Origin of the sequence: Rhizobium sp. L43 (assembly GCF_002531725.1) — a bacterium.
Taxonomy (GTDB): domain Bacteria; phylum Pseudomonadota; class Alphaproteobacteria; order Rhizobiales; family Rhizobiaceae; genus Rhizobium.
Genome location: NZ_NWSQ01000002.1, coordinates 326813 through 351043, shown reverse-complemented (window position 1 = coordinate 351043; position 24231 = coordinate 326813). Strand labels below are relative to the sequence as shown.

Annotated in this window: 24 protein-coding genes; 3 read left to right on the top strand and 21 right to left on the bottom strand. The window is 63.1% G+C overall.

Annotated elements, in window-relative coordinates; all coding sequences use genetic code 11:
* Positions 1-142 precede the first annotated feature (142 nt).
* Complete coding sequence (locus CO667_RS04300) at positions 143-2479, top strand: DNA translocase FtsK (RefSeq protein ID WP_097617214.1); 2337 nt, start codon at positions 143-145, stop codon at positions 2477-2479.
* A gap of 31 nt (positions 2480-2510) precedes the next feature.
* On the opposite strand, the gene CO667_RS04295 is transcribed toward CO667_RS04300, so the two are convergent.
* From CO667_RS04295 to phnG, 15 genes are all read right to left on the bottom strand, one after another.
* Complete coding sequence (locus CO667_RS04295) at positions 2511-3014, bottom strand: GrpB family protein (RefSeq protein ID WP_097617213.1); 504 nt, start codon at positions 3012-3014, stop codon at positions 2511-2513.
* Between the two features lie 19 nt (positions 3015-3033).
* Positions 3034-3630, bottom strand: coding sequence for a phosphonate metabolism protein/1,5-bisphosphokinase (PRPP-forming) PhnN (gene phnN / locus CO667_RS04290; RefSeq protein ID WP_097617212.1), 597 nt, complete (start codon positions 3628-3630; stop codon positions 3034-3036).
* Positions 3627-4766, bottom strand: coding sequence for an alpha-D-ribose 1-methylphosphonate 5-triphosphate diphosphatase (locus CO667_RS04285; protein ID WP_097617211.1), 1140 nt, complete (start codon positions 4764-4766; stop codon positions 3627-3629). The genes phnN and CO667_RS04285 overlap by 4 nt, the downstream gene beginning before the upstream one ends.
* Positions 4767-4779: 13 nt before the next feature.
* A complete protein-coding gene (locus CO667_RS04280; RefSeq protein ID WP_097617210.1) occupies positions 4780-5475 on the bottom strand; it encodes a DUF1045 domain-containing protein in 696 nt (231 codons plus the stop codon).
* A gap of 141 nt (positions 5476-5616) precedes the next feature.
* Positions 5617-6960 (bottom strand): phosphonate ABC transporter, permease protein PhnE, encoded by a 1344-nt coding sequence (gene phnE, locus CO667_RS04275; RefSeq protein WP_097617209.1) that lies wholly within the window; start codon positions 6958-6960, stop codon positions 5617-5619.
* Positions 6961-6967: 7 nt separating this feature from the next.
* Positions 6968-7927, bottom strand: a complete 960-nt coding sequence (gene phnE, locus CO667_RS04270) for a phosphonate ABC transporter, permease protein PhnE (RefSeq protein WP_097617208.1) — start codon at positions 7925-7927, stop codon at positions 6968-6970.
* Positions 7928-7994: 67 nt separating this feature from the next.
* Positions 7995-8900: a phosphonate ABC transporter substrate-binding protein gene (gene phnD, locus CO667_RS04265; RefSeq protein WP_097617207.1), complete on the bottom strand. Its 906-nt coding sequence runs from the start codon at positions 8898-8900 to the stop codon at positions 7995-7997.
* A gap of 83 nt (positions 8901-8983) precedes the next feature.
* The gene (gene phnC / locus CO667_RS04260) at positions 8984-9829 is read right to left on the bottom strand and encodes a phosphonate ABC transporter ATP-binding protein (protein ID WP_097617206.1); all 846 of its coding nucleotides are present in this window, start codon (positions 9827-9829) and stop codon (positions 8984-8986) included.
* A 118-nt stretch (positions 9830-9947) separates the two neighbouring features.
* The gene (locus CO667_RS04255) at positions 9948-10565 is read right to left on the bottom strand and encodes a DapH/DapD/GlmU-related protein (RefSeq protein ID WP_097617205.1); all 618 of its coding nucleotides are present in this window, start codon (positions 10563-10565) and stop codon (positions 9948-9950) included.
* Positions 10562-11269 carry a phosphonate C-P lyase system protein PhnL gene (phnL, locus tag CO667_RS04250; RefSeq protein ID WP_097617204.1) on the bottom strand — a complete coding sequence of 236 codons (708 nt, stop codon included), beginning with the start codon at positions 11267-11269 and terminating at the stop codon, positions 10562-10564. The genes CO667_RS04255 and phnL overlap by 4 nt, the downstream gene beginning before the upstream one ends.
* A gap of 25 nt (positions 11270-11294) precedes the next feature.
* Complete coding sequence (phnK, locus tag CO667_RS04245; protein ID WP_097617203.1) at positions 11295-12071, bottom strand: phosphonate C-P lyase system protein PhnK; 777 nt, start codon at positions 12069-12071, stop codon at positions 11295-11297.
* A complete protein-coding gene (locus CO667_RS04240) occupies positions 12068-12943 on the bottom strand; it encodes an alpha-D-ribose 1-methylphosphonate 5-phosphate C-P-lyase PhnJ (protein WP_097617202.1) in 876 nt (291 codons plus the stop codon). Before CO667_RS04240 ends, phnK begins: the two co-directional genes overlap by 4 nt.
* Positions 12940-14046 (bottom strand): carbon-phosphorus lyase complex subunit PhnI, encoded by a 1107-nt coding sequence (locus tag CO667_RS04235; protein WP_097617201.1) that lies wholly within the window; start codon positions 14044-14046, stop codon positions 12940-12942. Before CO667_RS04235 ends, CO667_RS04240 begins: the two co-directional genes overlap by 4 nt.
* 4 nt (positions 14047-14050) lie before the next feature.
* Entirely contained in the window at positions 14051-14659 is a 609-nt protein-coding gene (gene phnH / locus CO667_RS04230) for a phosphonate C-P lyase system protein PhnH (protein ID WP_097617200.1), read from the bottom strand.
* Complete coding sequence (gene phnG, locus CO667_RS04225) at positions 14659-15135, bottom strand: phosphonate C-P lyase system protein PhnG (protein WP_097617199.1); 477 nt, start codon at positions 15133-15135, stop codon at positions 14659-14661. Before phnG ends, phnH begins: the two co-directional genes overlap by 1 nt.
* Positions 15136-15252: 117 nt before the next feature.
* Here phnG and phnF point away from each other — a divergent pair, with 117 nt between their 5' ends.
* Positions 15253-15990 carry a phosphonate metabolism transcriptional regulator PhnF gene (gene phnF, locus CO667_RS04220; RefSeq protein ID WP_097617198.1) on the top strand — a complete coding sequence of 246 codons (738 nt, stop codon included), beginning with the start codon at positions 15253-15255 and terminating at the stop codon, positions 15988-15990.
* A gap of 53 nt (positions 15991-16043) precedes the next feature.
* On the opposite strand, the gene CO667_RS04215 is transcribed toward phnF, so the two are convergent.
* The 6 genes from CO667_RS04215 to mepA form a co-directional block, all read right to left on the bottom strand.
* On the bottom strand, positions 16044-16679 hold the full coding sequence (locus tag CO667_RS04215) for a 2,3-bisphosphoglycerate-dependent phosphoglycerate mutase (protein ID WP_097617197.1): 636 nt from the start codon (positions 16677-16679) through the stop codon (positions 16044-16046).
* A 21-nt stretch (positions 16680-16700) separates the two neighbouring features.
* Entirely contained in the window at positions 16701-17525 is an 825-nt protein-coding gene (gene dapB, locus CO667_RS04210; protein ID WP_097617196.1) for a 4-hydroxy-tetrahydrodipicolinate reductase, read from the bottom strand.
* 15 nt (positions 17526-17540) lie between these two features.
* Positions 17541-19328, bottom strand: coding sequence for an ABC transporter ATP-binding protein (locus CO667_RS04205; protein WP_097617195.1), 1788 nt, complete (start codon positions 19326-19328; stop codon positions 17541-17543).
* A gap of 150 nt (positions 19329-19478) precedes the next feature.
* Positions 19479-20504: a glucokinase gene (locus CO667_RS04200; protein WP_097617194.1), complete on the bottom strand. Its 1026-nt coding sequence runs from the start codon at positions 20502-20504 to the stop codon at positions 19479-19481.
* A gap of 17 nt (positions 20505-20521) precedes the next feature.
* Positions 20522-20902, bottom strand: coding sequence for a methylglyoxal synthase (locus CO667_RS04195; protein ID WP_097617193.1), 381 nt, complete (start codon positions 20900-20902; stop codon positions 20522-20524).
* A gap of 85 nt (positions 20903-20987) precedes the next feature.
* Entirely contained in the window at positions 20988-22064 is a 1077-nt protein-coding gene (mepA, locus tag CO667_RS04190) for a penicillin-insensitive murein endopeptidase (RefSeq protein ID WP_097617192.1), read from the bottom strand.
* A gap of 276 nt (positions 22065-22340) precedes the next feature.
* Here mepA and CO667_RS04185 point away from each other — a divergent pair, with 276 nt between their 5' ends.
* Positions 22341-24173, top strand: a complete 1833-nt coding sequence (locus tag CO667_RS04185) for an extracellular solute-binding protein (RefSeq protein WP_097617191.1) — start codon at positions 22341-22343, stop codon at positions 24171-24173.
* Positions 24174-24231 lie beyond the last annotated feature (58 nt).

Below are 24231 nucleotides of genomic sequence, written 5' to 3'. Positions count from 1 at the left end.
CTGCCTCGCGCAAATCGTTGAAATGGCAGCAAATTACCTCCGAGACCCGTATCGGAACGATGCGGCGGGAAGGAACTTATTAACCTTCCTTTTCTATCCCGGTAGGGTCGTAATTTGTCAGGCATGAGTGAGTAGCGGACGCATGCGTTTTCCCAGAACCAATTTGACGGACGCCGGTGACTTTTCCAGCGGGATTGAAACGGAGCTTCCGGAGGTGAATCCAGGAGAAAAGCCGGCAGCACCGATCTGGCAGAGCAATTTTTCCCTCGCGCCGAATGTCCGTTTCACCCGCACGCCGGAAACGCTGATCAGCAAGCGCCGCGGGCCGAATGAGCCTGTTCGCGATGATTCGCAGATTGGACAGCAGGCGATACGGATAGAGCCGGTCGCCGTCGACGTGCCGTTCGATATCTATCTGCCGGAGCCGGAAGAAATTTCCGCAGCACCCATGGTCGAACTGCAGCCGCCCCCCTTGGCTGACGAGGCCGTCGCGCCGGCCTTCCGCGCCACCGCCGAGCTTTCCTCCATTTCGGATTTCGCCTTCTGGGAAGTCATGGCCTTCGAAGAGGCCGAGCCGGTTCGCGCGCCGCCCCTGATCTCGTTCCCGAAGGCTGAGACCGCGCCCGAATCGATCACGTCGCTGTTCCGCATCATGGAATGGCGCCCCGGCCGGCCGGCTCCCGCCCCCGTCGTCTCCCGCCCGGCTCCGCCGCCGGCGGTCTCCGCAAAGGTCGCCATACGTCCTCCGGTCGGCCCTTCCCTGGAAAAACCCAGGCGCATTGCTGTCGAGGCACCGGTCGTGCCGGCACCTCAGGCAATACAGGCGCCTCCGATCGCGCCAGCCCCCCAGATTGCCTCGGCTCCCCAGGTCTCGCCGCCGCAGCGCACGCCGCCGGTCGCCGCGGTTCTGCCGTCGCCGCGCCTGGCAGTGAGGCCCGAAAGGATCGACGCTTCAGGCTATGAGTTTCCACCGCGCGCCCTGTTGCAGGAGCCGCCAGAACGTCTCGGCGAGATCATGTCGCAGGAGACGCTGGAGCAGAATGCCGGGCTTCTGGAAAGCGTGCTCGAAGATTTCGGCATCAAGGGCGAGATCATCCATGTCCGTCCAGGCCCCGTCGTCACCCTCTATGAATTCGAGCCGGCCCCGGGCGTGAAGTCGTCCCGCGTCATCGGCCTTGCCGACGATATCGCCCGCTCGATGTCGGCGCTTTCGGCCCGCGTCGCGGTCGTGCCAGGCCGCAACGTCATCGGCATCGAGTTGCCGAATGTCACGCGTGAAACCGTCTATTTCCGCGAGATGATCGAAAGCCAGGATTTCGACAAGAGCAGCTACAAGCTGGCGCTCGGTCTCGGCAAGACCATCGGCGGCGAGCCCGTCATCGCCGAGCTTGCCAAGATGCCGCATCTGCTCGTTGCCGGCACCACCGGTTCGGGCAAATCGGTCGCCATCAACACGATGATCCTGTCGCTGCTCTATCGTATGACGCCGGAACAGTGCCGGCTGATCATGGTCGACCCGAAGATGCTCGAACTTTCCGTCTATGACGGCATCCCGCATCTCCTAACGCCCGTCGTCACCGATCCGAAGAAGGCGGTGATGGCGCTGAAATGGGCCGTGCGTGAGATGGAGGAGCGTTACCGCAAGATGTCGCGCCTCGGCGTGCGCAATATCGACGGTTACAACGAGCGCGTGGCGCAGGCGCGCGACAAGGGCGAGACCATCCACATCATGGTCCAGACCGGCTTCGAGAAGGGAACCGGTGCGCCGGTCGAGGAAAGCCAGGAGCTGGATCTCGCGCCGATGCCCTATATCGTCGTCATCGTCGACGAGATGGCCGACCTGATGATGGTCGCCGGCAAGGAGATTGAAGGTGCGATCCAGCGTCTGGCGCAGATGGCGCGTGCCGCCGGCATTCATCTGATCATGGCGACCCAGCGCCCGTCGGTCGACGTCATCACCGGCACGATCAAGGCGAATTTCCCGACCCGCATCTCCTTCCAGGTGACCTCGAAAATCGACAGCCGCACCATTCTCGGCGAACAGGGCGCCGAGCAGCTGCTCGGCCAGGGCGACATGCTGCACATGCAGGGCGGCGGGCGGATTTCCCGCGTCCACGGTCCCTTCGTTTCGGACTTGGAGGTCGAAAAGGTCGTCGCCCATCTGAAAACCCAGGGCCGCCCCGAATATCTCGACACCGTCACTGCCGATGAAGAGGACGAGACGGAAGAGGAAGAAGCCGGCGCCGTCTTCGACAAGGGCGCTATCGCCTCCGAGGATGGCAACGAGCTCTATGAGCAGGCGGTCAAGGTCGTCATGCGCGACAAGAAGTGCTCGACTTCCTACATCCAGCGCCGCCTCGGCATCGGTTACAACCGGGCCGCCTCACTGGTGGAACGCATGGAGAAGGAAGGCCTCGTCGGCCCGGCCAACCACGTCGGCAAGCGCGAGATCGTTTCCGGGCGGGGCGACGGCGATTAATCGGGCGCGGAGTGCGGCTGCGCACTCCGCTTCATGTTCTCAAGCTTGCCAACTGCAGCGTCTCGCTGACGAACTCGGTCTTTCCCCCGGTGTAGAAATCCCAATCGCCGCCTGCTTCCACCGCCAGGCGGCGTTTCAGGTCGGCATAGGCCTGGGCTCTTTCCGGGTGATCCCGGAGATAGTCGCGGAACAGGATGCGCTCCCGATGCGCATGGTTGTCGGGGCCGCAAAGATAGAGCCTGAATCCATAACCTTCGTGATCTCGGGTGAAGGCCCAGCGTTTCTCGCCAATATCGCCGTGGAAGACGAAATCTGTAGCGCGCACCGCATCGATCGCCGTCGGCAGAACCTCGTCGGAGATCGTGACGACGCCGAGGTCGATCTTCGGCTTAGCGGTCAGGCCGGGTACCGCCATGCTGCCGATGTGATCGATGGACAGCACGAGGTTGCCGAGCAGGGTGGAGATCTCGGCGCGGATGTCGGCAAAGAGCAGCGGCCAAGACGGATCGTAATCGACCACTTTGACGGCGCGCATGCCTGCCTCTCGATCGTGGTCAGTGCGTCTCTGCCAGCAACCCGTCGAGGATCGCGATCATCTTCTGCTCGGCCTCTTCGAGCGAGCCGCTATTGTCGAGTTCCGTCACGTCATATTCGCCACGCACCGTCAGCGGCCCGCGGGCGAGGCGGGCCATGATACCCTCATGCGTTTCGCGGCCGCGCGCTTCCAGCCGTCCGGCCAGCACCTCGGGGCGGGCGGTGACGTTGATGACCTTCAGCCGCGGGAAGGCGGCCTGGAAGCGGTGCAGCGCTGAGCGCGAGCCGTTGGCGACGACGACATGGCCGCGCGACAGCGCCACCGAGACCTCGGCCGGAATGCCATATTTCAAACCGTGCGCTTCCCACCAGACGGCGAAGGAGCCCGACTGCTCCATGGCGGCAAACCCTTCGAGGGAGACGGAAAGATGGTCTTCGCCGCCGGCGTCACGGTGACGGGTGATCACGCGGCGGACGAAGTGCACGGTGTCGCGGCCAGCAAAACGCTTGGCCGCGAGGTTCATCAGCGTATCCTTGCCGGCGCCGCTCGGCCCGACGACGACGACCATGACGCCGCGCTCGGCGCCGGCTGCGGCATGGGGTTCGCGCGGGGTCATGCGACACGGCGTCCCTGGCGCCAGACGGAGCGTGTCACCGGCACGCCATGCGAGCGGTGAACGCGGACGAGATCGGCGCGCAGCCCGGTGGCGATCCGGCCGCGATCGTCGAGGCTGACGGTGCGGGCGGGCGTCGACGTCACCATGGCGATCGCCTTCGGCAGCGTAATGCTCTCGACTTCATCGGCGAGGATGAACGGCGCATGCAGCAGGCTGAGCGGTACGTAATCGGAGGAAAGCACGTCGAGCACGCCCATCTCGGCAAGGTCGCGGGCGGCGATGTTGCCGGAGTGGGATTTGCCGCGCACGATGTTCGGTGCGCCCATCAGCACGCTCATGCCGTGTTCGTGCGACGCCCGCGCGGCATCAAAGCTGGTCGGGAATTCGGCAAGCCGCACGCCGTTGTCGATCGCCTCGTCGACATGGGAGAGGGTCGCATCGTCATGGCTTGCCACGGTGATGCCGCGCTCGGCGCAGACCTTGGCGATGGCGTTGCGGTGCGGCGTCGAATTGCGCGCCGATTCCGCCTGGCGCTTGGCGACGAAACGGGCAAAGACCTCGTCGCTCAGCCCCCGCTTCTTCTGGTAATAGAAGATATATTGATCCATCGTCTGGAACTGCCGCTGGCCGGGCGCATGATCCATCAGCGAGACCAGCCGCACATGGTGGTCATTTTCGAAATCGGCGAAATGTTCGAGCACATTGTCGGCCGAGACCTCGCAGCGCAGGTGCAGCAGGTGCTCGGCGCGCAGTCGGCCTTCCTTCTCCGCCGACTGGATCGCGTCGGCCATCTCGCGCATTTCCCCATGTTCGAAGCCGCCGTCCTCGTCCGCACCCATGCGCAGGCAGTCGAACACCGTGGTAATGCCCGATGTGACGATCTGGGCGTCATGCGCCTGGACTGCGGCGGTCTTGTTCCAGCGAATGCCGGGACGCGGCTGGTAATGGCCTTCGAGATGGTCGGTATGCAACTCGACGAGGCCGGGAATGATGTAGTCGCCTTCGAAATCTTCGCCGGCTACCGAACTCCCCTCGGAAATATCGGCGATCTTGCCGTCGCGAATGAGAATCGAGCCTGCGAGGATGTCATCCTCGAGAACGATGCGGGCGTTGGAAAACACGGTCTCTTTGCTCATCTCGTCAGGTCTTTCAGCTTTTGGCGCCGGAAAGCGGCAGCCAGGAATGAACTTTGAACGGCGCGCCGCGCGTCTCCTCGACGAAGACGGCAAGGCCGGAAATCGAAAGCGGCCGGCCGGTGAAATCGGCAAAACGCTCGGTCAGAATCGCTTTCATCACCTCGGCGCGTGTCTCGGGCACTTGCCCGCTCAGCGTCATGTGGAAGCCGAAATCCTCCATGACGTAAGGATAACCCCAGCGCTGCAGATTGGCGCGCTGGCTGTCGCTGAGCTTCTCCGGGTTGCGCCGCGCGACATCGGCCGGAGAAAGCGCTGCGCGGAACGGCTCGAAGGACCTTACCACCTTCGCGGCGAAATCCTGAAGAGGTTGATGAAGAGAAGAGGGAACGAGGGCAAAAAAACGGCCGAGCTGGCCGAGCACCAACTCGGGAATCTCGAAGGCGGGGGTGCGCGCGGCAAACTCCTCGACAACCGTCAGGAGGTCCTTCTCGGTGACCGAAGCGGCGAGCGAAAACGGCGCCTTGATCGTTGCATGAAAGCCGTAGCGGCGCGGATCGGCGGTCAGCTCGAACTGCTCTGCCTGGCCGAGCCGCTCATGGTCCGGCGCGGTATAGGTCTCACCGCTGAACGCATCGCGGCCGAGCCAGAGCGAGGCCGCGCCGGTCAGGGGATCATCCTTCGGCGGCGAGAAATAGAGAGCGTAGCGCAAGGCTTTTATCCTGGGGATCGTCGAAACGGGGAGCGCAATGTGCAGTGATTTGGCGGCGAACCGCAAGCAGGTCCCGGCTAAAAGATTTCCGTGACAGAATGATGATGACGGCAGCGCCGCCATCGCCTTTTGACCGGCGGATCAGTGCGCTTTCGTGCCCATCAGCCGATGGCGCAGCGCGTTCGAGGCGGCGTCGAAAAGGAAGACGACGATCAGGATCAGAATGACCATGTAAGCGACGTTTTCCCAGTTGGCATTGGTGCGCATGGCCTCCCAGAGTTTGAGGCCGATGCCGCCCGCACCGACGGCCCCGATGATGGTCGCGCCGCGCACGTTGGATTCCCATTGATAGAGCGTCTGGCTGACGATGACGGGAACGATCTGCGGCATAATGCCGTAACGATGGACGAGCACGGTCTCAGCGCCGGTCGATTTGACGCCTTCGCGTGGCTTGTTGTCGATGTTTTCGAGCCCTTCGGAATAAAGCTTGCCGAGTGTGCCCATCTCGGTGAGGAAGATCGCGCCGCTGCCGGCAAGCGGGCCGGGACCGAAGGCACGCGTCAGGAACAGCGCCCAGATCAGCATGTCGACCGAGCGCAGGAAATCGAAGAAGCGCTTCAGCACCTGGTTCAGGAAGCGGTTCGGCGTGATGTTGCGCGCCGCCATGAAGGCGAGCGGGAAGGCGGTAAGCGCGCCGAGCAGCGTTCCGAGGAACGCCATGACGATCGTCTGGAAAAGCTTGGTCCAGACGTCGCCATGCTGCCATTCGCTGTTGTTCCAGATGTCGTCGAAGGCGAGCGACAGGTTGGACTGGTCGGGCTTGATGCGCGGACCGGAGACGATGAGGCTGATAGCCTCGCCAACCGGCTTGTCGAAGAAGGACGATTGCGTGTCGAAGATGAAATTCGCCCAGCCGATGAAACGTTTGCGGATTTTCACCCGGTCGACTGATATGCTGACATTGCCGGCAAAGCCGAGATCGGCGAGCACATTGTCGTCATAAACCGTCATCCAGCCGGGCACCGGCCCGACGACTTTCGGCGCACCGCCGGAAAGCTCGACCGGGACGCTGACGCCATGCGCGGTCACGATCGTCTCGCTCTTCGAGACGGTGACGGTGCGGCTGGTGCCGCTGATCGAAACGGTGATACTGCCGTCGGGATTGTTGACGAGCCAGTCCGGGTGCGGATTGTCGCCGAGCGGCGAGAAACGCGGATAGCGGATGTCGATCGAGCCGTCATCCCCAATGCGGAATTCCGGCTGCACGTCGTAGCTCACCCATTGGCTGAGATAGATGCCGACGCGCTCCCAATGGGCCTCGGCAAAAAGCTTGGGCAGGTCGAAGAACCAGACGGCATAGAGACTGTAGAGCAGCGTCGCGATGACGATGATCAGCCCGCCGAAACGCTGGCGGAACGACCGGTGGAAATATTCCGGATAGCGTGTTTCTATCTCATGCATGCGGTTGGCGTCGATCACCGTCATGGCGGCCTCAATGTTGCAGGAGGAAGGCATGATCGCCGACCAGCCGGCGGCGCAGCCATGCGGAGAACTGGTCGACGGCGACGATCGTCACGAACAGCAGCAGAACGAGCGCCATCGTCTTGGCGCCGAAGCCGCGCGAGATCGAAAGCTTCAGTTCCTCGCCGATGCCGCCGCCGCCCACAGCGCCGATGATGGTCGAGGCGCGCACGTTGATCTCCAGGCGCAGCAGCGCGTAGGAGGTGAAATTCGGCAGCACCTGCGGCAGGGCGGCGAAGCGCACGCGCTCCCACCAGTTGGCGCCGACGGCTTTCATGCCCTCATCGGGCTTCATGTCGATATTCTCGGCCACTTCATAGAAAAGTTTACCGAGCGCGCCGATCGTATGCAGCGTGATGGCAATGATGGCGGCGACCGGTCCGATCGACAGGATCGCCGAAAACAGACCGGCGATGACGATCTCGGGGAAGGCGCGCAGGAATTCCATCAGCCGCTTGGTGAAGATGCGCAGCGGCCATGAACTCGTCAGGTTGCGGGCGGCAAAGAAGCTCAAGGGAACGGCAAAGATGAAGGCGATGATCGTCGAGATCAGCGCCACGTTGATGGTGACGATCATCAGCTCGAAATATTCGGGAATGTAGAAGGCGCCCCAGACGTAGACGCGGCCCTTGTCGAAATTGAATTCCTCGCCGCCTCTGTCGTTCACGCTCGCTATGTCGAACAGCGCGCGCCAGACGTCGTTCCAGTCCTTGGGGATAAGCCAGCTCAGGAAGTCGAAGAGATGCGGCAGGCGATCGAAGAAATGGCCGGCATTGCTCTCGTCGGCGAAGCGGACGGAATTGACGAAAGCCGCAATGAGGATGATCAGGCCGAGGATGGTGTAGAAGCGGCGCTTGGCGACCATCCGGTCCCAGGCGGTGCCGATCTCCTGCGTGCTCTGCATGTGCGGCTGTGTATCGGCAACAGTCATCAACGCCTCGCCTGGTTACAAAAGAAAGGGCGACCGTTTCCGGCCGCCCAAGCATTCACGATGCCGATCAGCCGCCGATGGCAGCTTTGCGGACTTCAACGACGGCGTTGTAGAAGTCGTGCTTGACGGGCGAGTAGCCCTTGTAGTCGCCGCCTTCGACAGCCGCGAAGCACTTGTGATCCTTCTCCGGCAGTGCCGTGAAGAAGGCTGCGAGCTTCGTCTGCCAGTCCTGGCCGAGAGCGTTGCGAACGACGAGCGGGCCGTTCGGAATCAGCGGCGAACGCCAGACTTCGACCAGCTTGTTCGGGTCGACGGCGCCCTTGTCGACTTCCTTGCGGAAGGTGCCGGAGGTGTAGCCGTCTTTGAAATCGCCGAGGCCGGAGCTATCGTCGACGGCGATATCGACCTTGCCGTCATAGGCGGCAAGCAGGTTGTTCTCGTGGCCGCCGTTGAACTGGGTCGAGGCGAAGAACTTGTCGTTCGGCATGCCCGTGTCCTTCGGGATCTGCGTCAGCGGAACGAGGTAGCCGGAGGTGGAATCCGGGTCGGCGTAGCCGAGCTTCTTGCCCTTGGCGTCCTTGATGGACTTGATGCCGGAGGATTTCAGCGCGAGGCCGATCGAGTAGTAGCCCGTCGAGCCGTCTTTCTGCTGCGTCGTCAGGATCGGCGTGACAGCCTTCGGATCCTTGATGTAGACGGCTGCGTAGCCGGAAGCGCCGAGTTCGGCGAAGTCGAGCGTGCCGCCGAGCAGGCCCTGGATCACGCCGTCATAATCGGCGGCGGGGAACAGCGAGACCTTCTCGAAGCCGAATTCCTGCTTCAGGTGGTCGGCAAGGCAGGCATAATTGCGCAGGCGGTCGGTTTCGTTTTCGCCGCCGAGGATGCCGATGCGGAATTCCTTGAGATCTGCAGCATGGCCGGCGCCGGCGAGCGCGAAGAGCGCCGTTGCCGCAAAGAGTGCTTTCTTCAACATGTGTCTCTCCTATTGACCGGTGTCTCCGGTCTCCCGTTACGAAGAAGTGTGCCCTTGACGCGGGCGCTCGATCGCGGCCGTCTCTAAAGACCGGCCAGCGCCAGCGGTTGGATGCCGGCGGATTGATTGTCTGCCCGCTCGGAAGCGATATTGATGGAGGTCGAGGTCATCGTTTCGTCGATGCCGGCGCCGTCCTTATCCGTCCCGTAGATCGCCTTCACCGCTTCGGCGGTGAGCTCCGAGGGCTTGCCGTCGAAGACGACGCGGCCGCCGGCCATGCCGACGATGCGCTCACAATAGTTGCGGGCCGTATCGAGCGTGTGGAGGTTGGTGATGACGGTGATGCCCTCGCGTTCGTTGATATCGCGCAGCGCATCCATGACGATCTTGGCGTTCAGCGGGTCGAGCGAGGCGATCGGCTCGTCGGCGAGCACCATCTTCGGGTTCTGCATCAGCGCGCGGGCGATCGCCACGCGCTGCTGCTGGCCGCCGGAAAGCGTGCCGGCTGCCTGCAGCGCCGTCTGCTCGATGCCGAGGCGCTCCAGCGCCGCAATCGCATGCACGCGTTCCTCGCGGGTGAAGATGTTGAGCAGGCTCATCAGCGTCGAACGGTGGTTGAGGCGGCCGAGCATGACATTGGTGAGAACATCGAGGCGCGGCACCAGGTTGAACTGCTGGAAGATCATCGCGCAATCGCGCTGCCAGTTGCGCAGCGCCCGGCCGCGAAGCCCGGAGACCTCGATGCCGGAAAAATGAATGGAGCCGGAACTCGGCTCCTGCAGGCGGTTGATCATGCGCAGCAACGTCGACTTGCCGGCGCCGGAGCGGCCGATGATGCCGACCATCTGGCCCTGGGGAATGTCGAGCGTGACGGCATCGACGGCGAGCTTTTTTCCGAACCGACGTGTGACATTCTTCAGCTCGAACATCATGCTCTTCCCTTGCGATCCAGGCCTTTGTCAGCATCGCATTAGTCCCGCTTGATGAACCTCCAATGTCATATTTGTGTAAGTCGTGTCACAAATCCCGGCGCCGTGGCGGCAGTATCTAGCCCTCGTAGCGCGACAGAAAATCTTCCGCGCTCAGGTTGCGGAAATCCTGTAGCGCCAGGCGCAGACGGTCATGTTCCCAGTCCCACCAGGCGAGCCTGTCCATGCGCTCGCCGACCTCTTTGGGAAAGCGCTCGCGGATCAATTTAGCCGGCACACCGCCGACGATCGCATAGGGCGCGACGTCCTTCGAAACGACGGCGCCGGCCCCGATGACCGCGCCGTTGCCGACGCTGACGCCGGGCAGGATGGTCGCCCCATGGCCGATCCAGACGTCGTTGCCGATTGTCACCCGGTTTGCGCGCCGCCAGGCGAAGAAGTCCTCCTCCATGTCGCCGTCCGGCCAGTAGTCGGCGGCGCGATAGGTGAAATGATGCAGCGTCGCCCGCCAGGTCGGATGGTTGGTGGCGTTGATGCGCACGGCGGCGGCGATATTGACGAACTTGCCGATCGTCGCGCACCAGACCGAGCCGTCCTGCATGATGTAGGAATAATCGCCGAAGGTGGCTTCGCTGATGCGGCAGCGTTCGGAGACCTCCGTATAGCGCCCGAAGGTGGAATCGCTGACGGCGGCTGTTTCGTGAATATAGGGCTCGACACCCAGCTTGCGGCTCATGCGGCGATCTTTCCAGGTGAGAACTGCTGGACGTCGAGGATGCGGTCGGCGACCGCCTCGCGCACCTCCTCGTCGTGGAAGATGCCGAGAAGGGCGACACCCGCCTGCTTCTTTTCCGCGATCATGCCGACGACGACGGCGCGGTTTTTCGCGTCGAGCGAGGCTGTTGGTTCGTCGAGAAGCAGGATCGTGTGCTCGGTGATGAAGCCGCGGGCGATGTTGACGCGCTGCTGCTCGCCGCCGGAGAAGGTGGCGGGCGGAAGCTGCCAGAGTGTTTCCGGCAGATTGAGCCGGGCCAGCAGGGCGCCCGCCTTTTCCCGTGCCGTGGCGGCTTCTTCGCCGCGCGCCACCAGCGGTTCGGCGACCACGTCGATCGCCGCCACGCGCGGCACGGTGCGCAGGAACTGGCTGACATAGCCGAGCGTATGGCGCCGCACGTTGAGCACGGTGCGCGGATCAGCGGAGGCCAGATCGACGATGCGCTCGTCGTGGCGGATAAGGATCTGGCCGGTGTCGACGGCATAATTGCCGTAGATCATCTTCAGCAGCGAGCTCTTGCCGATGCCCGAGGGGCCGCCGAGCACGACGCATTCGCCCGCTGCGACCGAAAAGGCGACATCGGAGACGACGGGCAGTTTGATGCCGTCGCGCAGATGCATGGTGAAGCTCTTCGAGACTTCGGAAACGACGAGGGGCGTTGGCATGATGTCTTCTTCCTTGTTTCGGGCCTCAAACCTGCAGGATCGAGGAGACGAGCAACTGCGTATAAGGTTCTCTGGGATCGTCGAGCACCCGGTCGGTGAGGCCGTGTTCGATGACGTAGCCGTCCTTCATCACCATCATCCGATGCGAGAGCAGGCGGGCGACGGCGAGATCGTGGGTGACGATGATGGCGGAGAGGCCGAGATCGTTGACGAGGCCGCGCACGAGATCGAGCAGGCGCGCCTGCACCGAGACGTCGAGGCCGCCTGTGGGTTCATCCATGAAGACGAGGCGCGGGCCGGTGACGAGGTTGCGGGCGATCTGCAGGCGTTGGCGCATGCCGCCGGAAAAGGTGCGCGGCTGGTCGTCGATGCGGTCGGCATCGATCTCGACGCGCTCGAGCCAGTCGATCGCCGAGGCGCGGATCTTGTCGTAGTGCCGGTCGCCGATCGCCATCAGCCGTTCACCGACATTGGCGCCGGCCGAGACCGCCATGCGCAGGCCGTCGGCCGGGTTCTGGTGCACGAAACCCCAGTCAGTGCGCATCAGGAAGCGCCGCTCGGCCTCGTTCATGCGGTAGAGATCGCGGTAGCTGCCGTCGCGCATGTGGTATTCGACGCTGCCGGTCGTCGGCATCAGCCGGGTGGAGAGGCAGTTCAGCAGCGTCGTCTTGCCGGAGCCGGACTCGCCGACGATGGCCAGCACTTCGCCGGGCCAGAGCTCGAAGGAGATGTTCCGGCAGCCGATGCGGTTGCCGTAGAATTTCGAAACGTCATGGACTTTGAGAAGCGGTGTGTCGGTCATTCTGCAGCCTCCCGGGCCAGCATTTCGCCGGCATGCTCCTGTGCGCGGCGGTCTTCGCAATGGTCGGTATCGGAGCAGACGAACATGCGCCCGCCCTTGTCGTCGAGAATGACCTCATCGAGGTAGACCTCTTCTGCGCCGCAAAGGGCGCAGGGTTTGCCGAAGCGCTGGATTTCGAAGGGATGGTCTTCAAAGTCCAGGCTGACGACATCGGTATAGGGCGGCACCGCATAGATGCGCTTTTCGCGGCCGGCGCCGAAAAGCTGCAGCGCTTCCGACCTGTGCATCTTCGGATTATCGAATTTCGGTGTCGGCGAGGGATCCATGACGTAGCGGCCATGCACCTTGACGGGATAGGCATAGGTCGTGGAGATGCGGCCGTTTCGGGCGATATCCTCGTAGAGCTTCACATGCATGAGGCCGTATTCCTCGAGCGCATGCATCTTGCGCGTCTCGGTCTCGCGCGGTTCGAGGAAGCGCAGCGGTTCCGGGATCGGCACCTGATAGACGAGCACCTGGCCGGCACCGAGCTTTTCCTCGGGGATGCGGTGGCGTGTCTGGATGATCGTCGCCTCGCTGGTGTGCGTCGTCACCGCGACATTGGCGACCTTCTGGAAGAAGGCGCGGATGGACACGGCATTGGTCGTGTCGTCGGCGCCCTGGTCGATGACCTTGAGCACGTCATCCGGTCCGATGATCGAGGCCGTCACCTGCACCCCGCCGGTGCCCCAGCCATAGGGCATCGGCATTTCGCGCGAGGCGAAAGGCACCTGGTAGCCCGGAATGGCGATCGCCTTCAGGATGGCGCGGCGGATCATCCGCTTGGTCTGTTCGTCGAGATAGGCGAAGTTGTAGCTGGCCAGATCGCTCATTCGGCGGCTTCCTTCATGTCTTCGCCACCGTTGCGGGCGGCTTCGAATTCGCGGCGCATGCGACGGACGAGATCGAGTTCGGCCTGGAAGTCCACATAATGCGGAAGCTTCAGGTGCTCGACGAAGCCCGTCGCCTGGACGTTGTCGGAATGCGAGATGACGAATTCCTCGTCCTGGGCCGGCGCGGTGATATCCTCGCCGAGCTCTTCGGCGCGAAGCGCGCGATCAACCAGCGACATTGCCATCGCCTTGCGCTCGCTCTGGCCGAATACCAGGCCGTAGCCGCGGGTAAACTGCGGCGGCGCCTTGGCCGAACCCTTGAACTGGTTGACCATCTGGCATTCGGTGATCTGGATTGCGCCGAGCGAGACGGCGAAGCCGAGTTCCGGCACGTCGAATTCGACCTCGACCTCGCCGATGCGGATTTCGCCGGTGAAGGGGTGGTTGCGGCCATAGCCGCGCTGGGTGGAATAACCGAGCGCCAGCAGGAAACCCTCGTCGCCGCGGGCGAGCGCCTGCAAGCGCAGATCCCGCGTCATCGGGAATTCCATCGGCTCACGGGTCAGGTCGCCGATCTCATGATCTTCCGGCATATCGCCGTCGGCTTCGATCAGGCCCTCCTCGCCGAGGATCTCGGAGACGCGCATGACGCGGCCGGTTTCAGCTGGGCGCAGCGCGGGCTCATCGACCGCCTCGTCCTGAAGCAGCGAGGGGTCGAGCAGGCGGTGGGTATAGTCGAAGGTCGGCCCGAGAAGCTGTCCGCCCGGCAGATCCTTGTAGGTCGCCGAGATGCGGCGCTCGATCGTCATATCAGCCGTGTCGAGCGGCTTGGAGTAGCCGAAACGCGGCAGCGTCGTGCGATAGGCGCGCAGCAGGAAGATCGCTTCGATCATATCGCCGCGCGATTGGCGCACGGCAAGCGCTGCGAGCGTGCGGTCGAAAAGCGAAGCCTCGGCCATGACGCGGTCGACGGCGAGCGCCAGCTGCGCCACGATCTGGTCGATGCCGATTGCCGGCAGCGATCGGTCGCCGCGGCGGCGGTCGGCCAGCAGCCGGTGGGCATTGGCGATGGCGGCCTCGCCCCCTTTGACGGCAACATACATGAGCTCAGATCTCCGTTGCTGTGATCTTGGTGGTGCGCGGCAGGCAGAGGAAATGTTTGCCCACCGTCAGCACGATGTCGATGCCGCGCGGAAAGAGCGCGCGGTTCTCGGTCCAGAGCCTGAGGAAAGTTTCCGGCAGGCCGACGGGGGCGATCTCCGTCACGCTCTGGATGCCCGGACCCATCAGCGCCAGCCTGCGGCCGCCCTCGAGATCGGTGAGCTCGATGACGACGGTCGTCGAGCGGTCGGGATATTCCTGCGTGCCCGATGCAAACAGGCTGAAGGAGGAAAGGGCGGTGCCGGCCTCGGTGAAGGCAAAGCGTGCCTCGGCCTTTTCGGTGGTCAACGGCGCACCGGTGTGGAAGCCGAGCCACTCCGGGACGGCCGATTTCGCCAGTCCCTGGGAAAGCCAGACTGATGTGTCGTGGTCGCAAAGCGTCAGCGCGATCGCGCCGGCGGCGATGCCGAGCGGCGCCGGCGGCGCGGCATCGGGCTGAACGGTCTGGATCGTGCCGGGGCGGGCCATGCCGTCCATCAGCATCTTGAAGACGCTCTGGGCGTGGAAAACCGGTTCGGCAAAGCCGCCGGTCAGCGCTTCTGTCTTCAGGCCCATCAGTTGTCTCCCCGCACCATGGTGAAGAAATCGACGCGGGTCGCCGCCGTTTCGTCGGCCTTGCGGCGTTCGGCATCGGCGATCCGCCCGGCGATCGGCAAAAGCAGCGCCTGTTCGACGAAATCCTTCGTCGCCTCCTCCTGCCAGAGCGCGTCGAAGACCGCCGCAAGCCGGGCCTTCTCGCGGTCGGTGCCGAGCGCCTGGGCATGGCCGACCGCGCCGGAATCAAGCCGGACGGTCGCCCGTGTCACCGTCACTTCGCCAAGATTGAAGGGCGCGCCGCCGCCGCCGATGCGCCCACGCACCATCACCAGCCCGGTCTCCGGCCCGCGCACCGGATGCGCCGCAGGCTTTTGCGGCAACGCATCCCAGACCGCCTGGAGTTCGCTGCGTTCCGCGCGCGCCAGCAGATCGGCGGCGCGTTTGCGCCCGGATGCCGTCTGTGACGCAGCGTCTTTCCTGTCCGCTGAGATCATCGCCGCTTCCTCTAAAATGTCTATTGATATAGACAACCATACAAGATACAACTACGCTTAAATCGATGTCGTGACAAGCGTGTGACGTCGCCGGTTTGAAATGGCAGGACAGGGCGAATGGCGGGATTGAAACAGGTGCAAAGGCAGACCGGCGTGGCGCTCTGGCGCCAGATCGCCGACCGGATTCGCGAGGCGATCAGCAGCGGCATCTATGACGAAACCGGCATGGTGCCGCCGGAAACGATCCTGGCGCAGCAATTCGGCGTCAACCGGCATACGGTCCGCAGCGCTCTGGCGGCGCTGGCGCAGGAGGGAATCGTGCGCGCGGTACAAGGTCGCGGCACGCTGATCGAGCGCAAGGAGCGGCTGAATTTCCCGATCACAAAGCGTACGCGCTTCAGCGCCGGCATCGGCGATCAGGCGCGTGAGATGCGCGGCCTTCTGCTCGATGAGGCGAAGGAGGAAGCGAGTGCTGAGATCGCCCGCTGGCTGGGCCTGAAGCCGGGAGAAGAGGTGATCCGTCTGGAAACCCTGCGCCATGCCGACAGGCGGCCGGTTTCAAAGGCGACGAGCTGGTTTCCCGCCATCCGCTTCGCCGGGATCGGTCAAGCCTACCGGAAGCATGAATCGATCACCAAGGCTTTCGCCGAACTCGGCCTGTCGGACTATATCAGAGCGACCACCGAGGTGACGGCCGCTCATGCGAGTGCCGCCGACATGGCCGACCTCGAACTCACCCCAGGCGCGATCCTGTTGATCACCAAGGCGATGAACACCGATCTTGACGGCGTGCCGGTGCAATATTCGATCAGCCGCTTTGCTGCCGACCGGGTGCAGTTCACGATCGAGAATTGAGGCCGACAATTGGAAGGCGTGCCAGCCGATTCCAGTGGCACGCCGTACCGAATTCAGTGTGCGCCAGACATGTCGCCGAGCACTTCCTTGGAGGCGACGGTGGAATCCGCCTTCAGCTTGTAGACCATCGGCACACCGGTCGCGAGGTTGAGGGCGAGCACGCCTTCTTTGCTCAGCTTGTCGAGCACCATGACAAGCGAGCGCAGCGAATTGCCGTGTGCGGCAACCAGCACCTTCTCACCGCGCAGCACGCGCGGCAGGATTTCGGTGAGGTAATAGGGCCAGACGCGGGCGCCGGTGTCGCGCAGGCTTTCGCCGCCCGGAGGCGGTACGTCATAGGAACGGCGCCAGACATGCACCTGTTCCTCGCCCCATTTGGCGCGCGCATCGTCCTTGTTGAGGCCGGAGAGATCGCCATAGTCGCGTTCGTTCAGCGCCTGGTCGCGGATCGTCTGGAGGTCGGGCTGGCCGACCTTGTCGAGGACGAGTTTCAAGGTGTGCTGCGCGCGCACCAGCGCCGAGGTGTAAGCGACGTCGAATTTGATCCCGTATTCGGCCAGCGCCTCACCCCCGGCCTTGGCTTCCTGAATTCCGAGTTCGGTCAGATCGGGATCCTTCCAGCCGGTGAAGAGATTCTTCAGGTTCCAGTCACTCTGGCCGTGGCGAACGAGGACGAGGGTACCGCTCATGAATATGCCTCCGTAGTATCGTTATTGGGAAGAAAGCCCGAGCACGTCGAGCATGGAATAGAGACCCGGCTTCTTGTCGCGCGCCCAAAGCGCCGCCTTGATGGCGCCGCGCGCAAAGATCGAGCGGTCGGCCGCACTATGCGACAGCGTGACGATTTCGCCTTCTCCGGCAAAAAGCACCGAATGCTCGCCAATGACGGAACCGCCGCGCAGCGTGGCAAAGCCGATCGTGCCCGCCTCGCGGGCGCCGGTATGGCCGTCGCGCACCCTGACCGATTTCGAGGCGAGATCGATGCCGCGCCCCTTTGCTGCCGCCTCGCCGAACAGAAGGGCGGTGCCGGAAGGCGCATCCACCTTGTGCTTGTGGTGCATTTCCAGGATCTCGATATCCCAGTCAACAGGTTCGAGCGCACGTGCCGCCTGCTCGGCGAGCACGCTGAGCAGATTGACCCCGAGGCTCATATTGCCCGACTTGACGACGCGGGCGTGGCGGGCGGCGGCGGCGATCTTCGCGTTGTCCTCTGCCGAACAGCCGGTCGTGCCGATCACATGTACGATGCGCGCCTGCGCGGCGAGGCCTGAGAATTCCACGGTTGCGGCAGGCGAGGTGAAGTCGAGCACGCCTTCGGCATCGAGAAAGGCGTTGAGCGGATCGTCGCCGATAATGACGCCGGTCGGGCCGAGACCGGCGATCTCGCCGGCATCCTTGCCGATAAAGGGCGAGCCGGCGCGCTCGACTGCGGCATGCAGCGTCACACCGTCGATCGAATGGATGAGCCGGATCAGCGTCTGCCCCATGCGCCCTGCTGCGCCGACCACCACCAGTTTCATCGCAGCATCGCTCATCTCAGTCTCACCAGCTCAGTGTGAATCGGAGGCCGAAGGCCTCTGCAGATTGTTGAGGCGAGCGTAAAGACCGTCGCTGACCTTCGCAAGCGTCTCGTGATTGCCTTGTTCGACGACGCGGCCCTGCTGCATGACGACGATCTTGTCGGCGCGCACCACGGTCGAAAGCCGGTGGGCGATGACGACGACGGTGCGTCCGGTCATCGCCTCGTCCAGCGCCTTCTGCACCGCCGCCTCGGATTCGGTGTCGAGGGCCGAGGTCGCCTCGTCGAGAAGCAGGATCGGCGCATTGCGCACCAGGGCACGCGCAATCGACAGCCGCTGGCGCTGGCCGCCCGAAAGCGTCACGCCGTTTTCGCCGACGGCCGTCTCGTAACCCTGCGGCTGTGCCGAGATGAAGTCATGCGCATAGGCAAGCCGGGCCGCCTCTTCCACCTCGGCATCGGTCGCTTCCGGCCGGCCGTAGCGGATATTGTCGCGGATCGTGCCCTCGAACAGATAGGGCTGCTGCGAGACATAGGCGAGCTGCTGGCGCAGCGACTTCTTGGTGATGTGGGCGATATCCTGCCCGTCGATCAGGATTTCGCCTTCGCGCGGATCGTAGAAGCGCGGAATGAGGCTGATGACGGTGGATTTGCCGGCGCCCGAGGGACCCACCAGCGCGGTGGTGGCCCCGCCCTCGGCGATGAAGCTCACGCCGCTGAGCACGCTCTCATTGCCGTAAGCGAAGGACACATTGCGGAATTCGATCCTCGCCTGCGTCACCGCCAACGGCTTTGCATCCGGCAGGTCGCGCTGGCGCGGTTCCATGTCGAGCAGTTCGTAGATCATCCGCGCATTGACGACGGCACGCTCCATCTGCACCTGCAGGCGGGCAAGCCGGCGGGCCGGATCATAGGCCAGCAGCAAGGCGGTCACAAAGGAGAAGAAGGCGCCCGGCGGCACATTGTAGTAGATCGAGCGGTAGGCGGCATAGGCAAGCACGCTGGCGACGGCAAAGCCTGCGAAACTTTCCGTCAGCGGAGACGTGCGTTCGGAAAGCCGGGCAATCCGGTTCGCCCGGTTTTCGGCGCCGGTGATGAGTTTGTTGACCTTGCGCTCCAGCTCCTCTTCCATCGTGAAGGCTTTGACGATGGCGATGCCCTGGATGGTCTCCTGCATGGCGCCGAGCACATGGCTGTTCAAATGCACCGCCTCGCGGGTCGCCGAGCGCAGCCGCTTGGAAACATAGCGCAGCGCATAAAGCAGCGGCGGCGCCATGATGAACACGGCAAGGCTGAGCAGCGGATCCTGGAGGATCATCACGCCGAGCAGCGAGATGAAGGTCAAGAGGTCGCGCACGGTCGAAGTGATCGTCAGGTTGAGCACGTCGCGGATGCCGCTGACATTCTGACTCACCTGCGCGGCGATATGGGCAGAGCGCGCCTCGCTGAAGAAGCCGACCGAAAGCGTCATCAGATGCGAATAAAGCCGGCGCTGGTACCGCGCGACGATATTGTTGCCGACCTTGGAAAGCGCCACCGCCTGGCCGTAGCTCGCAAAACCACGCAGCACGAAGGCGATGAAGATCGAAAGACAGATGATCCAGACGACGTCGGCGCGGCGGTTGGCGAAGGCCTCGTCGATGATCGCCCGCATGATCCAGGCGGTAAACGCCGTCGAAAGCGCCACCACGATGAGGCAGACAATCGCAAAGACATAGCCCCAGAGATGGTCGCGGCCGTTTTCAGCGATGATGCGCTTCAGGATGCCGGTTACGGTATCGCTGCTGACGCTCTGCGTTCTGCTTTCCGCCGCTTCCAAAAATGAGGTTTCCTGTCTCGGACCAAGCGCCCGCGAAGGCGAGGCGCACTTTTGCCGGGGTCTATAAAGAGTTGGGACGGGTTTGGCTAGAGCGGCCAAGCGTCCGGATAGGACGCATCGGGGACGCTCCATTTGCCGTGCGCGCCGAGCCTAACGCCGCCAGCGGCGACCCTCCGTCGAGACACCGAAATTGGCCGGCATGCGGGCATAGGAGGAAAGCCCGGCCAGCGCTGCCAAGGGATGGGTCACTACATAGGTCGGAATGGTGCGAAGCAGGGCCGTATGCGGCGCCTTGTCCTCGAAGGCGAGGCGGAATTCCGGCTTCTTCAGCGCCGGGAGGATCTTCTGCGAGATGCCGCCGGAGAGATAAACGCCGCCGCGCGCCATGAACACCATCGCCATGTCGCCCGCCACGCGGCCGAGATAGGTGGCAAACAGCGAGACGGTCTCGACCGCCGCCTTGTCGCTGCCGGCAAGCGCGTGCGAGGTGATGTCGGCCGGATCCTTCATCGTCGGCGGGATGCCGTCGACGATGCAGATGGCATTGTAGAGATTGACGAGGCCGCGCCCGCAAAGGATCTGCTCGGCCGAGACACGGCCTTCGATCGTCTCGATATGCGGGAAGATCTCATAGTCGCGTTTGCTGCGCGGCCCGAGATCGATATGGCCGCCTTCGCCGGGAACCGGGATCCAGCTGTGCTGGGCATGCACCAGCCCGCCGACGCCGAGCCCGGTGCCCGGTCCGAGCACGACGCGGGACGCGATCATGTCGCCGGTGGCGTCGCCGATGCGTTCGCGGTTCTCATCCGAAAGGGCGGCGACGGCCAGCGCCTGCGCCTCGAAATCGTTGACGACGAGCACGTCCTCCATGCCGAGGCCCTCGATCATCGTCTTTGGCCGCACCACCCAGTCGCAATTGGTCAGCGGGATCTCGTCGTCGTTGATCGGACCGGCGACGGCAAGGATCGCCGAGCGCGGCTGCACGGCCGTTTTGTCGAGCACGCCTTGCTGGATCGCTTCGTCGATCGTGGCGAAGTCAGCCGTGCGCACGTTCGGAAACTGCTTCGGCTCGGCATAGGCATCGGTCAGGATGGAGAAGCGGGCATTGGTGCCGCCGATATCGCCGATCAGGATCGGGAAAGGCAGCGGAGCGGTGCTGTTGTTCGGTTTTGGCATGGCCGGTTCCGTGCTGATCAGGCTTCGAGTGTGGGAAGAAGTTTTATAGCGGTCGCGTGGTTGAGCGCCATCGGAATATCGTAGACGATCGCCAGACGCATCAGCGCCTTGACGTCAACATCGTGCGGCATCGGCGTCAAGGGGTCGACGAAGAAGATCAGGGCGCCGACCTCGCCGGTCGAAATCAGCGCGCCGATCTGCTGGTCGCCGCCGAGCGGTCCGCTTTTCAGCCTCGTGACGTCGAGATCAGGGGCGGCGTCGAGCACCCGCCCGCCGGTCGTGCCGGTGGCGACGATCTTCCAGCGGGAGAGAATGTCCCGGTTGGCGCGGGCGAAGTCCGCCATGTCGTCCTTCTTCTGGTCATGCGCAATCAATGCAAGGCATTTACCGCCGGCCATCAACCCCTCCGCCCAAGCAATTCAATCGATTTGACCGCTTCTATACCAAGAATTTGCGATTTGAAAGACAAGGCGCCGGTGCTCCTTATTGGATCGCCGGCTTGTCGTTCGGAACCGGGCCGACATCGGGCAGTTCTCCGTCGGCATCGGCAGCGGGCTCCGCTGCCGGAGCGGCGGTGAGGGCGCTTGCGGCCGAAGGCCCGCCATAGGTGGCGGCCTGCATCGAGGCTACGGAAGCGGCATCGAGCACGGCGGCGCAGGCCTTCGGCAGGTCGGAGACCATCATCTCGCGCGGCGGCTTCGGCGGCTTGGCGCCGGGCTTCGGCGGTTTCGGCGGCGCCCAGGGCGCCGGCGTGAACCACCAGGCGAGCGACTTGTCGCAGCCGTCGCCGGCGGCAACAGGGGGCTGCGGTGTGCATCCGGCCGCGCCGGCCGGGCATTTGATGCGGATGTGGAAATGCGAGTCATGGCCGTATTCCGGCCGGAGCTTGCCGAGATTGGTGCGGTCGCCCGTCCAAGTATCGCACATCTTCTTCTTGATCGCCGGATTGACGAAGATACGCTCCACCTCGGGATAGCTTGCCGCCAGCATCAACAGCCGCGCCCGCGATGGCGTCCACACCTTGGGGTCGACGGTCAGGAACTTGTCCTTCTGCAGCATCGAGGTGAAGGGCAGATCCTCGCGCTCCTGCGCCGTCATGCGGCGCGCCGGCATCGGCGTGAACCAGACGTCGGCGTCGAGGCCGATCTGGTGCGAGGCGTGACCGTTCAACATCGGCCCGCCACGCGGCTGCGCGATGTCGCCGACGAGCAGGCCCGGCCAGCCGGCATATTTGGCCCCATCCTCAGAAAGACGTTCGAGCAGCGCGATCATCGCCGGATTGCCCCAGCGGCGATTGCGCGAAAGCCGCATCGCCTCCCAGGTCGGCCCATCGGTCGGCAGCGCCACCGCGCCCTTCATACAGCCCTTTGCGTAAAAACCGATCGGCTGCGCCGGTCCCTGCGTCGGCAGGCTGACGGCGCCGAACTGCCCCTTGGCACTGCCGGGGCTCGGCGTCTTCTGCTGAGCGCCGACGTCGCCGGCGGCAAGGCTTGCACCGATTGCGCCGGCAAGCGTCAGTTTGCCGAATGTCCTGAAAGCCTGAGCGAAGCCGAAAGCCATACTATTCCCTTGAACCGCTGCCGAAGTGATTTGCGTCGAACCTATCGTGAAAAGCGAATTTGGTGAATCGATGTTTTGGCCGGTGGGGATCGGAGGCGGCGGTGACGGATCGCCGCAGAGTTGCGCCGCATGTTGCGAAGGCGGCTCGAAGAGGCGACGCCTTCAAGCGAGCCGATGGTTCAAAATTTCGCGAGCCCGGCAAAAACCAAACTCTCTCCTGTTTTTCGCCCGTATTTTTCGTATTGTCGAACCGTCAATTATAAAGGGAAAGCGTGAATGGCGGGATTGTGGTCGAAGTTCGGTTTGGTTCTATCGCTTGCTGCTGCTCTGGCGCCATTGACGGCAACGGCGCAGGATCAGCCTTTTCAGATCGGAAGCTCGGTCGTCAGCGAGATGAAGTACAAGCCGGGCTTTGCGCATTTCGACTACGTCAATCCCGATGCCCCGAAAAGTGGAGATCTCCGTCTTTCCGCTAGCGGCGCCTTCGACACTTTCAATCCTCTGCTTGCGAAAGGCCAGACAGCGGTCGGTCTGTCGCTTGTTTACGACACGTTGCTGAAGCCGGCAGATGACGAACTTCTCGTCTCCTACGGCCTGCTTGCCGAAGGGCTCTCCGTTCCCGATGACGTATCGAGCGCGACCTTTCGGCTGCGGAAGGAAGCGAAATGGGCCGATGGTCAGCCGGTAACCCCTGAAGATGTCATCTTCAGTCTGGACAAGACCAAGGAATTGAACCCGCTTGCCGGCAACTATTACACGCATGTCGTCAAAGCGGAAAAGACCGGCGAGCGCGACGTCACCTTCACCTTCGATGAGAAGAACAATCGCGAACTGCCGAACATTCTCGGCCAGTTGATGGTCGTCCCGAAACATTGGTGGGAAGCGCCGGGACCGGACGGCAAGCCGCGCGACATTACCAGGACGACGCTGGAGCCCGTGATGGGGTCCGGACCTTACAAGATCGCTTCCTTCTCGCCCGGCGCCACAATCCGTTATGAACTGCGTGACGACTATTGGGGCAAGGACCTCAATGTGAATGTCGGCCAGAACAATTTCCGCAACGTCATCTACACCTATTTCGGCGATCGGGACGTCGAGTTCGAAGCCTTTCGCGCCGGCAGTAGCGACTACTGGCAGGAAACTACCGCTGCCCGCTGGGCGACGGGATATGATTTTCCCGCGGTGAAGGAAGGACGGGTCAAGAAGGAGGAGGTGGCCAACCCGCTGCGTTCCACCGGCATCCTGCAAGCGCTCGTGCCCAACATGCGGCGTGACCTGTTCAAGGATATCAGGGTCCGCGAGGCCCTAAACTACGGGTTCGACTTCGAGGAACTGAACCGCACCGTTGCTTTCAACAGCTACAAACGCATCGACAGCTATTTCTGGAATACGGAACTTGCCTCTTCCGGCTTGCCGCAGGGGAGAGAACTGGAAATTCTGCAGGGCATGAAGGACAAGGTGCCGGCAGAAATTTTCACCACACCCTATACCAATCCGGTCGGCGGCGATCCGCAGAAGAGCCGTGACAACCTCCGCAAGGCGATCGCGCTGCTGAAAGACGCTGGCTGGGAGCTGAAGGGCAATCGCATGGTCAACAGCAAGACCGGCCAGCCGATGAGTTTCGAGATCCTGTTGTCGAGCCCGATGTTGGAGCGCTGGGCGGTGCCCTATGCCAGCAATCTCAAGAAAATCGGCATAGATGCGCGGGTTCGGACGGTCGATGCCTCGCAAGCTGTCAACCGCGAACGCAGCTTCGACTATGATATGATCTGGAATGTCTGGGCGGAGACCATGAATCCGGGCAACGAGCAAGCCGACTATTGGGGATCCGGCTCTGTCAATCAACAGGGCTCTCGCAATTACGCTGGCATTGCCAACCCGGCCGTCGATGAGCTCATTCGCATGATTATCTTCGCGCCGAACCGTGATGAACAGGTTGCAGCAATCAAAGCCATGGACCGCGTATTGCTAGCAAATCACTACGTCATCCCGCTGTTCTACCGTAATACCTATAACATCGCCTACTGGAACACGGTCACGCATCCGGCCGAGTTTCCGGCCTACAGCCTTGGCTTCCCCGATGCATGGTGGTCCACCTCGGCAAAATGAGCGGGCTTGCAATAGAGGAGCCCTCGGCTCCAAATGGCACAAGCGAATCACCACAAGC

What these genes read in the sequence shown, in the direction of transcription:
- CO667_RS04300 (WP_097617214.1), top strand. Translation starts at nt 143, where the DNA reads ATGCGTTTTCCCAGAACCAATTTGACGGACGCCGGTGACTTTTCCAGC.
- CO667_RS04295 (WP_097617213.1), bottom strand. Translation starts at nt 3,014, where the DNA reads ATGCGCGCCGTCAAAGTGGTCGATTACGATCCGTCTTGGCCGCTGCTC.
- phnN (WP_097617212.1), bottom strand. Translation starts at nt 3,630, where the DNA reads ATGACCCCGCGCGAACCCCATGCCGCAGCCGGCGCCGAGCGCGGCGTC.
- CO667_RS04285 (WP_097617211.1), bottom strand. Translation starts at nt 4,766, where the DNA reads ATGAGCAAAGAGACCGTGTTTTCCAACGCCCGCATCGTTCTCGAGGAT.
- phnE (WP_097617209.1), bottom strand. Translation starts at nt 6,960, where the DNA reads ATGACGGTGATCGACGCCAACCGCATGCATGAGATAGAAACACGCTAT.
- phnE (WP_097617208.1), bottom strand. Translation starts at nt 7,927, where the DNA reads ATGACTGTTGCCGATACACAGCCGCACATGCAGAGCACGCAGGAGATC.
- phnD (WP_097617207.1), bottom strand. Translation starts at nt 8,900, where the DNA reads ATGTTGAAGAAAGCACTCTTTGCGGCAACGGCGCTCTTCGCGCTCGCC.
- phnC (WP_097617206.1), bottom strand. Translation starts at nt 9,829, where the DNA reads ATGTTCGAGCTGAAGAATGTCACACGTCGGTTCGGAAAAAAGCTCGCC.
- CO667_RS04255 (WP_097617205.1), bottom strand. Translation starts at nt 10,565, where the DNA reads ATGAGCCGCAAGCTGGGTGTCGAGCCCTATATTCACGAAACAGCCGCC.
- phnL (WP_097617204.1), bottom strand. Translation starts at nt 11,269, where the DNA reads ATGCCAACGCCCCTCGTCGTTTCCGAAGTCTCGAAGAGCTTCACCATG.
- phnK (WP_097617203.1), bottom strand. Translation starts at nt 12,071, where the DNA reads ATGACCGACACACCGCTTCTCAAAGTCCATGACGTTTCGAAATTCTAC.
- CO667_RS04240 (WP_097617202.1), bottom strand. Translation starts at nt 12,943, where the DNA reads ATGAGCGATCTGGCCAGCTACAACTTCGCCTATCTCGACGAACAGACC.
- CO667_RS04235 (WP_097617201.1), bottom strand. Translation starts at nt 14,046, where the DNA reads ATGTATGTTGCCGTCAAAGGGGGCGAGGCCGCCATCGCCAATGCCCAC.
- phnH (WP_097617200.1), bottom strand. Translation starts at nt 14,659, where the DNA reads ATGGGCCTGAAGACAGAAGCGCTGACCGGCGGCTTTGCCGAACCGGTT.
- phnG (WP_097617199.1), bottom strand. Translation starts at nt 15,135, where the DNA reads ATGATCTCAGCGGACAGGAAAGACGCTGCGTCACAGACGGCATCCGGG.
- phnF (WP_097617198.1), top strand. Translation starts at nt 15,253, where the DNA reads ATGGCGGGATTGAAACAGGTGCAAAGGCAGACCGGCGTGGCGCTCTGG.
- CO667_RS04215 (WP_097617197.1), bottom strand. Translation starts at nt 16,679, where the DNA reads ATGAGCGGTACCCTCGTCCTCGTTCGCCACGGCCAGAGTGACTGGAAC.
- dapB (WP_097617196.1), bottom strand. Translation starts at nt 17,525, where the DNA reads ATGAGCGATGCTGCGATGAAACTGGTGGTGGTCGGCGCAGCAGGGCGC.
- CO667_RS04200 (WP_097617194.1), bottom strand. Translation starts at nt 20,504, where the DNA reads ATGCCAAAACCGAACAACAGCACCGCTCCGCTGCCTTTCCCGATCCTG.
- CO667_RS04195 (WP_097617193.1), bottom strand. Translation starts at nt 20,902, where the DNA reads ATGGCCGGCGGTAAATGCCTTGCATTGATTGCGCATGACCAGAAGAAG.
- mepA (WP_097617192.1), bottom strand. Translation starts at nt 22,064, where the DNA reads ATGGCTTTCGGCTTCGCTCAGGCTTTCAGGACATTCGGCAAACTGACG.
- CO667_RS04185 (WP_097617191.1), top strand. Translation starts at nt 22,341, where the DNA reads ATGGCGGGATTGTGGTCGAAGTTCGGTTTGGTTCTATCGCTTGCTGCT.